Below are 14,309 nucleotides of genomic sequence, written 5' to 3'. Positions count from 1 at the left end.
GGCATTTCGCGTGACGAGCGCCCCCGCGTTCGACTATGTGTGGAGCGGACAACCTGTCGCGCCCCGAGGAGAGTTCATGCCCCGTCCGTTCCGTTTCGGCGTCAACATGCTCAGCCCGGCCCCCGGTGAGGCCTGGCGCGCCAAGTGCCGCCGGGCCGAGGAGCTCGGCTACGACGTGATCCTCGTACCCGACCATCTCGGCATGCCGTCGCCGTTCCCCGCGCTCGTCGCGGCGGCCGAGGCGACGACCCGGCCGCGCGTCGGCACGTTCGTCCTCAACTGCGCTTTCTGGAACCCCGTGTTGCTGGCCCGCGAGGTGACGACCACGGAGGCGCTCACGGGCGGCCGTCTCGAACTCGGGCTCGGCACCGGCTACGTACGGGACGAGTTCGAGCAGGCCGGGGTGGAGTGGGGCACGCCGGGCAGCCGGGTCGACCATCTGGAGCGCACGATCGCGGAGCTGGACCGGCTCCTCGCCTCGCCGGAGCAGGGCCCGCGCCCGCCGTTGCTGATCGGCGGGAACGGCGACCGGATGCTACGGATCGCCGCGGAGCACGCCGACATCGCCGCGTTCACCGGCGCCCGTTCCTCGTCGAAGCGGCCGAGCGGGCTCGATCCGCTGACGCCGGAGGAGCTGGACGGCCGCGTGGCGGCGTACCGGAAGTTCGCGCAAGGCCGGGCCGAGCAGGCCGAGATGAACCTGCTCGTGCAGCTGGTGGACGTCACCGAGGACCGCTCGGCGGCGGCCCGGCCGTGGCTGGAGCGCATGCCGGACCTCACCGAGCGGGACGTCCTGGAGTCGCCGCTGGTGCTCGCGGGCACGGTGGAGGAGATCACGGGGCAGCTTCTGGAGCGGCGCGAGCGGTACGGGTTCTCGTACATCACCGTCCTGGAGCCGTACTTCGAGGCGCTCGCGCCCGTGATGGAGGCGCTGCGCGGTCAGTGAGCGTCCGGCAGGTGAAGCGGGCCGTCGCCATGAGGGTCCGACATGTGAAGCGGGCCGTCGCGGTAAGCGTCCGGCATGTGAAATCGGGGGCGCACAGAGGTCCTGCGGTGGTGGGATCGGAGGATGAACGATCTTCGTGTCCGGCCCGCCCTCCCCGCCGATCTCGACGCCGTGCTCGCCTTCTGGAAGACGGCCGCCGAGGGGACCAGCATCAGCGACGACCGCGCGGGCGTGGAGCGCCTCGTCGCGCGGGACCCCGAGTCGCTGCTGCTCGCCGAGCGCGGCGGGGAGCTTGTGGGCACGGTCATCGCCGGGTTCGACGGCTGGCGCTGTCACCTGTACCGGCTCGCGGTGCACCCGGAGGCCCGCCGGCAGGGCATCGGTTCGGCGCTGCTCGCCGCGGCGGAGGAACGGTTCGTGGCGCTCGGCGGGCGGCGCGGCGACGCCATGGTCCTGGACCGCAACGAGCGGGCCCAGCACGCGTGGAAGGCCGCGGGATACGCGCCCGAGCCGCAGTGGAGCCGCTGGGTGAAGCACCTGCTCGACGGCTGAGGCCCACGGCCGGACGGGACGCTTTGCCGATCCTTTACCATGGGTGCGTCACTCGAACTTCTGCGAAAGGTGTGAGCGTCCGCCCATGGGCGAGCCCCCTAGTACCCGGTCAGTCCCCCCGCACGGTCCCCGCGAGCGCGCATCCCAGCCGCCCCTGGCCGATCATGGGACGGAGGTGACGACCCGATGACCGAAGTACTCCTGCTCGCCGTCGCAGTCCTGCTGTCGCTGGCCTGTGGCGCCTTCGTGGCGGCGGAGTTCTCGCTCACCACCGTCGAGCGCGGCGATCTCGAAGCCGCCGTCGAGCGCGGTGAGCGCGGCGCCGCCGGCGCCCTCAAGGCCGTACGGAACCTGACGTTCCAGCTCTCCGGAGCCCAGCTCGGCATCACCGTCACCAACCTCGTCGTCGGCATGCTCGCCGAGCCGTCCATCGGCAAGCTCATCGCGGGGCCGCTGGAGTCCCTGGGCGTGCCCGCGTCCGCGTCCTCGTCGGTCGCGCTGGTGATCGGCACCGCCCTGTCGACCGTGTTCCTCATGGTCATCGGTGAGCTGGTCCCGAAGAACTGGGCGATCTCGTCGCCGCTGGCGGTCGCCAAGCGGGTGGCGACGCCACAGCGCTGGTTCAGCGCCGCGTTCCGCCCGTTCATCACGCATCTCAACAACACCGCGAACCGTCTCGTACGCCGCTTCGGCATCGAGCCCACCGAGGAGCTGGCCTCCGCGCGCAGCCCCCAGGAGCTCATGGCGCTCGCCCGGCACTCCGCCAAGGCGGGCGCCCTGGAGGCGGACACCGCCGAGCTGTTCGTCCGCACGCTGAACCTGGCCGACCTCACCGCGGAGAACGTGATGACGCCGCGCGTCCAGGTCGTCGCCCTCGACCTCCAGGCCACCTGCGAGGACGTGGCGAACGCGACCCGCGCCACCGGCCTGTCCCGCTTCCCGGTCTACCGCGGCAACCTCGACTCGGTCGTCGGCGTCGTGCACATCAAGGACGTCCTCGCCGTGCCGGACGAGGATCGCGCCCGCAAGCGCGTGTCCGACCTGCTGCGCGAACCGCTGCTCGTCCCCGAGACGCTGACGGTGGAGCGGCTGCTCGACCGGCTCTCCGGCAAGCGCACCATGGCCGTGGTCATCGACGAGTACGGCGGCACGGCCGGTGTCGCCACCCTGGAGGACATCGTCGAGGAGGTCGTCGGCGAGGTCCGCGACGAGCACGACCCGCACGAGACGCCCGACATCGCGCCCGCCGGCACCGACGACGAGGGCCGCACCCTGTACTCGGCCGACGGCGCCGCCCGCACCGACCAGCTCGCGCGGGTCGGACTGCGGGTGCCCGACGGACCGTACGAGACGCTCGCCGGACTCGTCGCGACCGAGCTGGGCCGCATCCCCGACGTCGGTGACACCGCCGAGGTCGTGGGCTGGCGCCTCGACGTCGTGGACGCGCACGGGCACCGCGCGGCGCGGGTCCTGCTGCACGCCCCGCTGAGCACCGACACCGACACCGACACGGAGCACGGGACGAAGGGGGCGGCCCGATGACCGCGATCCAACTGCTGATCGGCCTGGCGACCTTGGTCGTCAACGCCTTCTTCGTGGGCGCCGAGTTCGCCCTGATCTCGGTGCGGCGCAGCCAGATCGAGCCGCACGCCGAGAACGGCAACCGCCGGGCGCGCAGCGTCCTGTGGGGCCTGGAGCACGTGTCCGCTCTGCTCGCCGCGGCCCAGCTCGGCATCACGCTGTGCACGCTGGTGCTCGGCATCGTCGCCGAGCCGGCCATCGCGCATCTGCTGGAGCCCGTCTTCGACGCGGTCGGGGTGCCGCACGGCCTGGTCCACCCGATCTCGTTCGTGATCGCGCTGACCGTGGCCACGTATCTGCACATGCTCCTCGGCGAGATGGTGCCGAAGAACATCGCGCTCGCCGAGCCGGAGCGCTCCGCGCTGCTGCTCGGTCCGCCGCTCGTGGCCCTGGCCCGCGCGCTGCGCCCGGTGATCTTCACGATCAACGCCTTCGCGAACACGCTGCTCAAGCTGTTGCGGGTCGAGGTGAAGGACGAGGTCGCGGCGACGTTCTCGGACGACGAACTCGCCCGCATCGTCAAGGACTCCTCGGCGGCCGGCCTGATCGACGACCGTGCGCAGGAGCGGCTGCACGACGCGCTCGAGCTGGGCCGCCGCCCGGTCAAGGACGTCGTCCTGCCGCTGGAGAAGGTCGTCTACGCGCGCGTGGGCGTCACGCCCGAGCAGCTGGAGCGGCTGTCGGCCGAGTCCGGGTTCTCGCGCTTCCCGGTCGTGGACGAGGGCCGGCGCATCGTCGGCTATCTGCACGTCAAGGACGCCCTGGACGCGGCGCCGCGCGATCTGCCGTTCCGGGTCCCCGACATGCGGTCCATCGCACGGGTGCGCGAGACGACGCCGCTGGACGACGTCCTCACCGCGATGCGCGGCAGCCGTACGCACGTGGCCGCGGTGCTCGGGTCGGACGGGCGGCTCGCCGGTCTGGTGACGATGGAGGACGTGCTGCGCGAGCTGTTCGGGCAGCCGGTCTGACCCCAGGCGGTGCGGCCGGCTGCCCGTTGATCAGACGGCCGGCTGCTCGCCGGCCACCGCCGGTGCCGGTACCGCCTCCGGCGTGGGGGTCTCCAGGATCCCCGGGCCGTGCGGGCCGACGCCGGCGGTGCCGACCGCGGTGAGGACCGCGAGCAGTGTGGCCAGACCCGCGGTGCCGAGCGCCGCGGGCCAGTCCACCTCGAAGAGGTTCGTCGCCTTCGCCACGAGGACGGCGGCGAGCGCCTGCGCGAAGGTCCGGATCGCGCGCTCGGCGGTGGCCTTCCAGAAGCCGATGGTCCAGATGGTGCCCATTGTCGTACTCCCCCGTTCGCTGTGCCTTTTTCGTTCTGCTGCCGTGCTTGCTCCTGGCATACCGCCGCCGCGGGGCACTGCACAGACCTGCGGCGTACGTTGCTGTGAGCGGCCGGGATACGATCGCTGGCGCCATGCAGATGAATGCCAACTACACCAGCCTCGTCGCGGTCGGCGACTCCTTCACCGAGGGCATGTCGGACCTGCTGCCCGACGGCTCCTACCGCGGCTGGGCCGACCTCCTGGCCGGCCGGATGGCGGCCCGCACCCCCGGTTTCCGGTACGCGAACCTCGCCGTGCGCGGCAAGCTCATCCAGCAGATCGTCGACGAGCAGGTCGACGTGGCGGCCTCCATGAAGGCCGACGTCGTGACGCTGGTCGGCGGTCTCAACGACACCCTGCGCCCCAAGTGCGACATGGTCCGCGTACGCGACCTGCTCACCGAGGCCGTCGAGAAGCTGGCCCCCTCCTGCGAACGCCTCGTCCTGATGCGCAGCCCGGGGCGCAACGGCCCGGTGATGGAGCGGTTCCGGCCGCGCATGGAGGAGCTCTTCGCCTGCATCGACGACCTCGCGGCACGGCACGACGCCGTCGTCGTCGACCTGTACGGGGCTCCGGTCCTCGGCGATCAGCGGCTGTGGGACGTGGACCGGCTGCATCTGACGCCGGAGGGACACCGCCGGGTCGCCGAAGCGGTGTGGCAGTCCCTCGGGTACGAGGAGGAGGACGACTGGCGCGCCACGTTGCCGCCCGCCGTCCCGCCGAAGTGGGTGGCGCGGCGCGTGGCCGACGCCCGCTTCGCCAAGCAGCATCTGGTGCCGTGGATCGGACGCCGCCTCACGGGCCGCTCGTCGGGCGACGGCCGGCCGCCGAAGCGGGCCGAGCTGGCTCCCTACTTCGGTGAGGGCCAGGACGGGGACCGGGGCCGGGATCAGGACACGGCGTCCTCGTAGGTTCGAACGAACGGGCCCGTGGCGTCGACCTGCACGAATCGCCAGTAGAATCCGTACACGTGACTGCGCCTGCTAAGCCCCGTATCCCGAACGTTCTCGCCGGACGCTACGCCTCCGCCGAGCTCGCCACCCTCTGGTCGCCCGAGGAGAAGGTGAAGCTGGAGCGACAGCTCTGGCTCGCCGTGCTGAAGGCACAGAAGGACCTCGGGATCGAGGTGCCGGACGCCGCGATCGCCGACTACGAGCGCGTCCTCGACCAGGTCGACCTGGCCTCGATCGCCGAGCGCGAGAAGGTCACGCGGCACGACGTGAAGGCCCGTATCGAGGAGTTCAACGCGCTCGCCGGGCACGAGCAGGTCCACAAGGGCATGACCTCGCGCGACCTGACGGAGAACGTCGAGCAGCTCCAGATCCGGCTCTCCCTCGAGCTGGTCCGCGACCGCACCGTCGCCGTCCTCGCGCGCCTCGGCAAGCTGTCCGGCGAGTACGCCGAGCTGGTCATGGCGGGCCGCTCGCACAACGTGGCCGCGCAGGCCACCACCCTCGGCAAGCGCTTCGCGACCGCCACCGACGAGCTGCTCGTCGCGTACGGCCGGGTCGAGGAGCTCCTGAACCGCTATCCGCTGCGCGGCATCAAGGGCCCGGTCGGCACCGCCCAGGACATGCTCGACCTGCTCGGCGGCGACGCCGCGAAGCTGGCCGACCTCGAGGACCGGATCGCCGCCCACCTGGGCTTCGGCCAGGCGTTCACGTCGGTCGGCCAGGTCTACCCGCGCTCGCTGGACTACGAGGTCGTCACCGCCCTGGTGCAGCTCGCCGCGGCCCCGTCGTCGACGGCCAAGACGATCCGTCTGATGGCCGGGCACGAGCTGGTCACCGAGGGCTTCAAGCCGGGCCAGGTCGGCTCGTCGGCGATGCCGCACAAGATGAACACCCGCTCCTGCGAGCGCGTCAACGGCCTGATGGTGGTCCTGCGCGGCTACGCGTCGATGACCGGCGAGCTGGCGGGCGACCAGTGGAACGAGGGCGACGTGTCCTGCTCCGTGGTGCGCCGGGTGGCGCTGCCGGACGCGTTCTTCGCGCTCGACGGTCTGCTGGAGACGTTCTTGACGGTGCTCGACGAGTTCGGCGCGTTCCCCGCCGTCGTCGCCCGTGAGCTGGACCGCTACCTGCCGTTCCTCGCCACCACCAAGGTGCTCATGGCGTCGGTGCGCGCGGGCGTCGGCCGCGAGGAGGCGCACGAGGCGATCAAGGAGAACGCGGTGGCCTCGGCTCTCGCGATGCGTGAGCAGGGCGCCGAGCGCAACGAACTGCTCGACAAGCTGGCCGCCGACTCCCGCATCCCGCTGGACCGCGCGCAGCTCGACGAGCTGATGGCGGACAAGCTGTCGTTCACGGGCGCCGCCGCCGACCAGGTGGCCGCCGTGATCGCCCGCGTCGAGGAGATCGTGAAGCAGCGCCCGGAGGCCGCCGGCTACACGCCGGGGGCGATCCTCTGACCCGGCTGACCCCCGCGGACCTGGAGGCCGCTCGTGACCGTCTGGTTCCGGACGTCGTCGCGGGCGGCCTCTCCGTGCTCTTCTGCGGGATCAACCCCGGCCTGATGACGGCGGCGACCGGGCATCACTTCGCGCGTCCCGGCAATCGCTTCTGGCCGGTGCTCCATCTGTCCGGCTTCACGCCGCGGCTGCTCAAGCCGTCCGAGCAGGAGGAACTCCTGTCGTACGGGCTCGGCATCACGAACGTCGTCGCGCGGGCCACGGCCCGCGCGGACGAGCTGAGCGCCGAGGAGTACCGGGAGGGCGGCCGGCTCCTTGAGGAGAAGGTCGCGCGGCTGAAGCCCGGCTGGCTCGCGGTGGTGGGGGTGACCGCGTACCGGTCGGCTTTCGGTGAACCCAAGGCGCGCATCGGGCCGCAGGAGCGGACCATCGGCGGCGCCCGGGTGTGGGCGCTGCCCAACCCCAGTGGCCTGAACGCGCATTGGACGGCGGCGACGATGGCGGAGGAGTTCGCGCGGCTGCGCGCCGCGGCGATCCCCTCCGCACCTTCGTAGCCCTACGGCTTGCGCAGCCCTAGGGCTTGCGGGCCACCACCCCGAACTGGGCGACCAGCGGCCCTTCTTCGGTGCCTTCGGTGCGCCAGCGCGCGCAGGAGACGAGGCCCGGCTCGATGATCTCCAGGCCGTCGAGGAACGCCTTCACCTCGGCGCCGGTGCGGGCGGTGATCGGCGGCGTCGCGTTCTCGTTCCAGAACTTCATCGCCGCCTCGTTGCCCTCGCCGCCCAGTTCCAGGGTCGGGTGGGTGAGGACCACGTAGCTGCCGGAGGGGACGGCGTCGACGAGGCGGCGCACGATGGACGTGGCCTCGTCGGTGTCGAGGACGAAGTTCAGGATGCCCAGGAGCATGATCGCGACGGGCTTGTCGAAGTCGATGGTCCCGGACGCGGCCTCGACGATGGCCCGCGGGTCGTGTGCGTCCGCGTCGACGTAGCTGGTGGCGCCCTCGGCGGAACTGGTGAGCAGCGCGCGGGCGTGGGTGAGCACGATCGGGTCGTTGTCGACGTAGACGATGCGGGCGTCGGGCGCGATGCGCTGGGCGACCTCGTGCGTGTTGTCCACGGTCGGCAGGCCGGTGCCGATGTCCAGGAACTGGCGGATGCCGGCCTCACCCGCGAGGAAGCCGACGGCACGGCCGAGGAAGGCACGGTCGGCGCGGGCGACCTCGCCGATGCTTGGGTACATGGACGTGACCATGGTGCCGACCTGCTCGTCGACCTCGTAGTGGTCCTTGCCGCCCAGCCAGTAGTTCCACACACGGGCGTTGTGCGCGATGTGGCTGGCGATCCGCTCCCCCGGCTGCTGCGCGCTGTCGTCGCTCATGTGCTCTCCATTCGTGCGATGTGCTGTGTGTGATGTGCGGTGGTGGCATGGCTGAGGTGAGGCTGCCGATGGGGCCGGGCAGTTCTCAAGATCCCATGGTGGCACGGTAGTTCCGCACATGTGTCCTACAGCGGGACTGATGAGTCCTTCAGCGGGGCTACGGAGGCGGGATGTCCGTGATCACGGCGAGGAGTTGGTACGGCCGGCCGTCGCCCTGCCGGGACACGGCGAGGGCGACCCAGCGCTCGCCGACGGTCCACAGGTGGATGTCCTGGGCGCAGGCGCTCAGCCAGCCCCAGGGCTCGGGTATCTCCTCGCCGTACTCCAGCGCACGCGTGTTCACACTCCACAGACTGAGCTCGTGCGGTGCGCCCCAGCGGGTCGCGAGCAGCGCGGACAGCCCGTCGCGGTCCGCGTCCGCCTCGGCCTCCGCGAGGTCGCGCACGCCGCCGTGCTCCGCCAGCTCCGCCATGACGAAACGCGGCCCGCCCCAGCCCACGGCGGACCTGCCGTGGTCGGCCGGGAAAGGGCTCCCCCACAGCAGGTCGATCGTCGCGAGTTGCTCCGCGGTGTTCATGGATCCAGTAAAGCGCCCGCCACTGACAACGGGCAGACGGCCCGTCAGGCGTCCCTGCGCCGCACCGCCCACCAGCCGGCGGCCACGGCGGCGGCCGCCCACAGCCCGGTCACGGCAAGGCCGCTCCAGGGGCCGAGGGAGCCCTCGACCTGCTGGCGCAGCACCTGTTGACCGGCACGGTCGGGGAGGTAGTCGGCGGCCGAGCCCGCCATGTCGCCGATGACGAACGACACGATGAGCAGGAACGGTACGAGGATGCTCAACACGGCGACAGCGCTGCGCAGTACGGCGGTCAGGCCTGCGGCGAGCAGGGCCATGAAGGCGAGGTACACACCCCCGCCGACACAGGCCCGCACCGCTCCGGGGTCCCCCAGGCCGAGCGCGTCGGCCCCCATGAAGGCCTGTCCGGCGAGGAACGTGGTGAAGGTCGTGACGGTTCCCACGACGAGGGCGCAGCCTCCGACGACCGCTGTCTTCGCGGCGTAGAAGCGGGTGCGGTCGGGCACGGCGGCGAGGGAGACGCGCAGCGCGCCGTTGAGGAACTCGCAGGAGACCGCGGTGGCGCCGAACGCGAGGGCGGCGATCTGCCCGAAGTTGAGGGCATAGAAGGCTCCGAAGAGCAGGTCGTCACCGTGTTCGACCTCTCCCTGGCCGACCGTGGCGAAGACGAGGGTGGTGACGGCGACGGTCGCCACGAACACGGCGATCAGCGAACCCAGGCTGCCGCGCAGCGACCTGACCTTGATCCACTCGGAGTGCAGTACGGCGGTGGTGGACACGGTCAGGCCTCCTGGAGGGACGTGGCGGCGAACTCGGCCGCGCCCGCGGTGAGGGCGAGGTAGGCCTCCTCCAACGAGGCCTGCTCATCGGCGAGTTCGAGGACGGGGATGCCGAGGGTGGCGGCGAGGGCGCCCACGTCGGCGGCGGTGACACCGTCGACCGCGAACCGGCCGTCGTCGGCGAGGACCGCTGTGTGGCCCGCACGCGCGAGTGCCGCGGTGAGCCGCTCCGGTTCGGTGGTGCGTACGCGGACCCTGCGCGCACTGTGGGCGGCGATGAACTCGGGCATCGGCAGGTTCGCCAGGAGCCGGCCGCGGCCGAGCACCACGAGATGGTCGGCGAAGGTCGCGGTCTCGTTCATGAGGTGGCTGGAGACCAGCACGGTGCGGCCCGCGCGGGCGAGGTCGCGCAGCAACTCCCGGATCCAGATGATGCCTTCGGGGTCGAGTCCGTTGGACGGCTCGTCGAGCAGGATGACATCGGGGTCGCCGAGCAGCGCCGCCGCGATGCCGAGCCGCTGCCGCATGCCGAGCGAGAACGTCTTGATGCGGCGCTTCGCCACGGAGGCTATCCCGGCCTGTTCGAGCACCTCGTCGACGCGGCGTGGAGGGATGCGGTTGCTCACGGCCAGCGCCAGGAGGTGGTCGCGGGCGGTGCGGGCACCGTGGGCGGCCTGTGCGTCGAGCAGGGCACCTACCAGGTGCAGCGGTTCGGGGTGCTCCGCATACATGCGGCCACCGATGAGGACGCTCCCCGAGGTGGGGCGGTCGAGGCCGAGGGCGAGGCGCAGGGTGGTCGACTTGCCGGCGCCGTTCGGGCCGAGGAAGCCGGTGACGCGGCCCGGTTCGACCCGGAAGGTCAGCCCGTCGACGGCGCGCTTCGTGCCGTACTCCTTGGTGAGGTCCAAGACGTCGATGCTGGTCATGGCTTCAGCCTCGCCGGAGACCCGGGTACCGGGCCTCCCCCGCCGGTGGAGACCTTCTCCCCCGTGCGGGGGAACCGTCGGGGCGGACGCGTTTGGCACGATGACGGCATGCCCCGCCCTCTGAGACCACTGACGCGTGCCGTCACCTACACCCGCTGGCTGCATCTGTTGTGCGCGGCCGTGGTGGCCTTCGTGTGCGCGGCGGTGTTCCCCGGCCTCTCGCAACCGACGCTCGGGGACTGGCTCCTGGTGTACGTGGTGCCGGTGCCGCTCCTGGCCCTGGCGGGCCTGGTGCCCGCGATGCGGCAGGCCGAAGGGTTGCAGGCGCGGCTGATGCTGTTTCCCGGCGGGCACGCGCGCGTGGCGGGCAGCGACGAGGCGCGCACGGTCTCGGTCGCGCCGTCCGCGTCCTGGCGCGACCGCGGCCGCACGTCACTGTGGCTCGTGCTGCGCCTCGTCCTCGGGCTGTCGGTGGCCCTGTTCTCCGGCCAGGCGATGGCGCTCGTACTGGAGTTGGCGGGGGCGGCGGCGGGCACCCGGCCGGGCTCTTCCGTCTCCCCCGTCCCGATCACGGGGACGGGCTGGTGGTACGGGCTCGCGGCGCCCGTCGTCCTGCTGTGCCTGCTGTACGCGGTGGTGGGCGCGGGGTGGCTGACGGCGCGAGCCGCTCCTCTGCTGCTCGGCCCTTCCGCGGCGGAGCGGCTGGCCGCCCTGGAGGAGCGCACCGAGCAACTCCTGGAGCGCAATCGCATCGCGCGGGAACTGCACGACTCCATAGGTCACGCGTTGACGGTCGCCGTGGTGCAGGCGGGCGCCGCGCGGGCGGCGGGCGATCCTGCCTTCACCGAACGGGCGCTGGACGCCATCGAGGAGACCGGGCGGGCGGCCCTGGAGGACCTGGAGCGCGTCCTCGTGGTCCTGCGGGAGGCGGAGCAGCCGGCGAGCAGCCGTCCCACGCTCCAGGAGGCGGACCGGCTCCTGGACTCGGCGCGGGCGTCCGGCGCGAAGGTCGACGTCACGGTCTCGGGCCCGCTGGAGACGATTCCGGGCCCGGTCTCCCGGGAGGGCTACCGCATTCTTCAGGAGGCGCTCACGAACGTGCTGCGGCACTGCGGCACCGTGCCGGTCCGGGCGGAGCTCGTGGTCGCGGACGGAGTGCTGACCTTGGATGTCCGCAACACACTGCCTACAAGTGGGGCGTCCGGCGTCGGCGGTACGGGAAGCGGTCTGCGCGGGATCCGGGAGCGGGCGGCACTGCTCGGCGGGCGGGCGCGGACAGGGCAGCTCGGGGACGAATGGCAGGTGCACGTCGAGCTTCCGGTGGCGTGATCCAGGGCCTGTCCGGCGGATCAGGTCGCGTCACAGAAGGCCCGCGCACTTCGTCGCTGGTGAGCGGGGTCCGGCGCGTCGAGATGCAAGGCGGAGGAGGGCGACAACGCGGAGCGTTGGCAACCGACGACAACGCCGCAGGTCGGCCTGGCGGTCCCCGCGCCCGCGACACGATCCTCCCCCAGCTTTCGGCCGGGGGGACCCCCTGACAGGCCCTAGGCTGGCCGCGTGGCGATCACCGTGCTCCTCGTCGACGACGAACCCCTGGTCCGCGCGGGGCTGCGCGCCGTCCTCGAAGCGCAGTCGGACATCGAGGTGGTGGGCGACGCGGCGGACGGCGCGGCCGTCGTCCCCCTGGTGCGCGAGCTCCGTCCCGACGTGGTCGCCATGGACGTACGGATGCCGCTGCTCGACGGCATCGAGGCCACGCGCGCGGTGCTGCGCACGGTGGAGCGCCCGCCGAAGATCCTGGTGATCACGACCTTCGAGAACGACGAGTACGTGTACGGGGCACTGCGGGCCGGCGCCGACGGGTTCCTCCTGAAGCGGGCCAGGCCCGCCGAGATCGTGCACGCCGTCCGCCTCGTCGCGGCGGGCGAGTCCCTCCTCTTCCCGGCCGCGGTACGGAAACTGGCGGCCGAGTACGGCAACGCGACGGCCCGGGACGCCCTGGCACGGGCCGCGCTGACCGAGCGCGAGGCGTCGGTGCTCCGGCTGATGGCGCGGGGCCTGTCGAACGCGGAGATCGCCGCGGATCTCGTCGTCGGCACCGAGACGGTCAAGTCCCACGTCAGCGCCGTGCTGGCCAAGCTCGGGGCCCGTGATCGCACCCAGGCGGTCATCGCCGCCTACGAATCCGGTTTCGTCGCACCGGGCTGACGTCCGCCTCGTCCGTTCTCGCCCCCTGCCCGGGTGAGCGGACCCGGCCGCAGAAGTGCACCCGGCCCTCGCCGCCGAGGGTTCCGGCGAGTAACATCCGGCGAACACGCGCAACTGCTGGGAGGACTGACGTTGGGGCGGCTGACCGGCGGGGACCCCTCTCTGCTCAGGCGGATCAATTCCGCGGTGGTGCTGCATGCGCTGCGGTCCACGGATTTCGCGACACTCACCGAGATCACGCGCGTCACGGGCCTGTCCCGGCCGACCGTGGAAGGCGTCGTCGAGGGCCTCATCGAGGCCGGGCTCGTCGTGGAGACGGCGGTCGAGGAACCGGGAGCGCGACGCCAGGGACGGCCCGCGCGGAAGTTCCGCTTCCGGGCCGAGGCCGGGCATCTGCTGGGCCTGGAGATCGGGCCGCACCGGGTCGCCGCGGTGCTCTCCGCGCTCGACGGCCGGATCCTCGGGTCGGCGTCCAAGGACGTCGAGGAGGCGGCACCCGCGGAGGAGCGCATCGAGCGGCTGCGCGGGACCGTCGCCGATCTGCTGCGCCGCGCGGGCGTGGCGCGCAGTTCCCTGCGGGCCGTCGGTGTGGGCAGCCCCGGGATCGTGGAGGCCGACGGCACGGTGCGGCTCGGCACGGCGCTGCCGGGGTGGACCGGACTGCCGCTCGGGGAGCGCCTTCGCCGTTCCTTCAAGTGCCCGGTGATCGTGGAGAACGACGCGAACACGGCGGCCGTGGCCGAGCACTGGAAGGGCGCCGCCGTCGATTCGGACGACATGGTGTTCGTCCTCGCCGGGCTGAGCCCGGGTGCGGGCGCGCTGATCGGCGGCCGGCTGCACCGCGGCTACGGGGGCGCGGCCGGGGAGATCGGGGCGCTGCATCTGCTGGGCCGCGAGGTGCGCCCGGAGACGCTGCTGTCCACCACGGACGAGCCGCTGCACCCGCTCGACGAGCAGGCGGTGGCGAAGGTCTTCGCGCTGGCCCGCGACGGCGACGAGCGGGCCGGGGCCGCGATGGAGCGGTTCATCCAGCGGCTGGTGCACGACGTGGCGGCGCTGGTGCTCGCGCTCGACCCGGAACTGGTCGTCGTCGGCGGCTGGGCCGCCGGGCTCGACGGGGTGCTCGATCCGCTGCGGCGGGAGCTGGAGCGGTACTGTCTGCGGCCGCCTCGGGTGGCGCTGTCGTTGCTCGGGGAGGCCGCGGTGGCCACCGGGGCGTTGCGGCTGGCGCTGGATCACGTGGAGGAGCAGCTGTTCGCCACGGAGGGGACGGTCACGGCTCGGCGGTGACGGTGTGGCGCGGGGCGCGATGCCGTGGGGCCGGGGGCCGGGAGGGTGGCTGGCGTGGGGTGCGGGTGCCGGTTGTCGGGGGCTGAGCGCGCAGTTCCCCGCGCCCCTGGCGGGGTTCGTCTCAGGCGGCTACTCGTGGTGCTGCGCCCCTTGCGGTTGCCACGCCGGGGTGACGCGCGAGCCGGTCGTTGACGGTTGCGCGCGCAGTCCCCCGCACCGCTGGGCGGAGTTCGCCTCCGGCGGCTACTCGTGGTGCTGCGCCCCTTGCGATTGCCACGCCGGGGTGGCGCGCGCGAGCCGGTCGTTGACGCTTGCGCGCGCAGTCCCCCGCACCG

15 protein-coding genes are annotated in these 14,309 nt (G+C 72.4%); 10 read left to right on the top strand and 5 right to left on the bottom strand.

Annotation, left to right across the window (positions count from 1 at the left end; all coding sequences use genetic code 11):
• Window positions 1-76 precede the first annotated feature (76 nt).
• The 4 genes from AB0L37_RS17455 to AB0L37_RS17440 all read left to right on the top strand — a co-directional run bounded on the left by AB0L37_RS17455 (window position 77) and on the right by AB0L37_RS17440 (window position 4,050).
• Window positions 77-946 carry an LLM class F420-dependent oxidoreductase gene (locus tag AB0L37_RS17455; RefSeq protein WP_365505414.1) on the top strand — a complete coding sequence of 290 codons (870 nt, stop codon included), beginning with the start codon at window positions 77-79 and terminating at the stop codon, window positions 944-946.
• Between the two features lie 123 nt (window positions 947-1,069).
• Window positions 1,070-1,498, top strand: a complete 429-nt coding sequence (locus AB0L37_RS17450; RefSeq protein ID WP_365505411.1) for a GNAT family N-acetyltransferase — start codon at window positions 1,070-1,072, stop codon at window positions 1,496-1,498.
• Window positions 1,499-1,684: 186 nt separating this feature from the next.
• Complete coding sequence (locus AB0L37_RS17445) at window positions 1,685-3,040, top strand: hemolysin family protein (protein WP_365505408.1); 1,356 nt, start codon at window positions 1,685-1,687, stop codon at window positions 3,038-3,040.
• Complete coding sequence (locus tag AB0L37_RS17440; RefSeq protein ID WP_365505405.1) at window positions 3,037-4,050, top strand: hemolysin family protein; 1,014 nt, start codon at window positions 3,037-3,039, stop codon at window positions 4,048-4,050. The genes AB0L37_RS17445 and AB0L37_RS17440 overlap by 4 nt, the downstream gene beginning before the upstream one ends.
• A gap of 30 nt (window positions 4,051-4,080) precedes the next feature.
• On the opposite strand, the gene AB0L37_RS17435 is transcribed toward AB0L37_RS17440, so the two are convergent.
• A complete protein-coding gene (locus AB0L37_RS17435; protein WP_365505402.1) occupies window positions 4,081-4,362 on the bottom strand; it encodes a holin in 282 nt (93 codons plus the stop codon).
• A gap of 134 nt (window positions 4,363-4,496) precedes the next feature.
• On the opposite strand from AB0L37_RS17435, the gene AB0L37_RS17430 reads away from it, so the two are divergent.
• From AB0L37_RS17430 to mug, 3 genes are read left to right on the top strand one after another with little or no spacing between them, the layout of a single operon-like run.
• Window positions 4,497-5,315, top strand: coding sequence for an SGNH/GDSL hydrolase family protein (locus AB0L37_RS17430; RefSeq protein ID WP_365505399.1), 819 nt, complete (start codon window positions 4,497-4,499; stop codon window positions 5,313-5,315).
• Window positions 5,316-5,374: 59 nt separating this feature from the next.
• On the top strand, window positions 5,375-6,814 hold the full coding sequence (purB, locus tag AB0L37_RS17425; RefSeq protein WP_365505396.1) for an adenylosuccinate lyase: 1,440 nt from the start codon (window positions 5,375-5,377) through the stop codon (window positions 6,812-6,814).
• Window positions 6,815-6,819: 5 nt separating this feature from the next.
• Entirely contained in the window at window positions 6,820-7,368 is a 549-nt protein-coding gene (mug, locus tag AB0L37_RS17420; RefSeq protein WP_365505653.1) for a G/U mismatch-specific DNA glycosylase, read from the top strand.
• 19 nt (window positions 7,369-7,387) lie between these two features.
• On the opposite strand, the gene AB0L37_RS17415 is transcribed toward mug, so the two are convergent.
• From AB0L37_RS17415 to AB0L37_RS17400, 4 genes are all read right to left on the bottom strand, one after another.
• On the bottom strand, window positions 7,388-8,194 hold the full coding sequence (locus AB0L37_RS17415) for an SAM-dependent methyltransferase (protein ID WP_365505393.1): 807 nt from the start codon (window positions 8,192-8,194) through the stop codon (window positions 7,388-7,390).
• 157 nt (window positions 8,195-8,351) lie between these two features.
• Complete coding sequence (locus AB0L37_RS17410; RefSeq protein ID WP_365505391.1) at window positions 8,352-8,771, bottom strand: hypothetical protein; 420 nt, start codon at window positions 8,769-8,771, stop codon at window positions 8,352-8,354.
• A gap of 44 nt (window positions 8,772-8,815) precedes the next feature.
• Window positions 8,816-9,556 (bottom strand): ABC transporter permease, encoded by a 741-nt coding sequence (locus AB0L37_RS17405; protein WP_365505650.1) that lies wholly within the window; start codon window positions 9,554-9,556, stop codon window positions 8,816-8,818.
• Window positions 9,553-10,476 carry an ATP-binding cassette domain-containing protein gene (locus AB0L37_RS17400; protein ID WP_365505388.1) on the bottom strand — a complete coding sequence of 308 codons (924 nt, stop codon included), beginning with the start codon at window positions 10,474-10,476 and terminating at the stop codon, window positions 9,553-9,555. Before AB0L37_RS17400 ends, AB0L37_RS17405 begins: the two co-directional genes overlap by 4 nt.
• 108 nt (window positions 10,477-10,584) lie before the next feature.
• Between AB0L37_RS17400 and AB0L37_RS17395 the strand changes: the two genes are divergently transcribed.
• The 3 genes from AB0L37_RS17395 to AB0L37_RS17385 all read left to right on the top strand — a co-directional run bounded on the left by AB0L37_RS17395 (window position 10,585) and on the right by AB0L37_RS17385 (window position 13,974).
• Window positions 10,585-11,805 (top strand): histidine kinase, encoded by a 1,221-nt coding sequence (locus AB0L37_RS17395; RefSeq protein ID WP_365505386.1) that lies wholly within the window; start codon window positions 10,585-10,587, stop codon window positions 11,803-11,805.
• Between the two features lie 228 nt (window positions 11,806-12,033).
• Window positions 12,034-12,684 (top strand): response regulator transcription factor, encoded by a 651-nt coding sequence (locus tag AB0L37_RS17390; RefSeq protein ID WP_365505383.1) that lies wholly within the window; start codon window positions 12,034-12,036, stop codon window positions 12,682-12,684.
• A 132-nt stretch (window positions 12,685-12,816) separates the two neighbouring features.
• Complete coding sequence (locus tag AB0L37_RS17385; protein ID WP_365505381.1) at window positions 12,817-13,974, top strand: ROK family transcriptional regulator; 1,158 nt, start codon at window positions 12,817-12,819, stop codon at window positions 13,972-13,974.
• The last annotated feature ends 335 nt before the right edge of the window (window positions 13,975-14,309 follow it).

It is taken from the genome of Streptomyces sp. NPDC052225 (assembly GCF_040679615.1).
Taxonomy (GTDB): domain Bacteria; phylum Actinomycetota; class Actinomycetes; order Streptomycetales; family Streptomycetaceae; genus Streptomyces.
The sequence above is the reverse complement of the archived record's forward strand: the minus strand, read 5'-3'. Positions and strand labels throughout refer to the sequence as shown.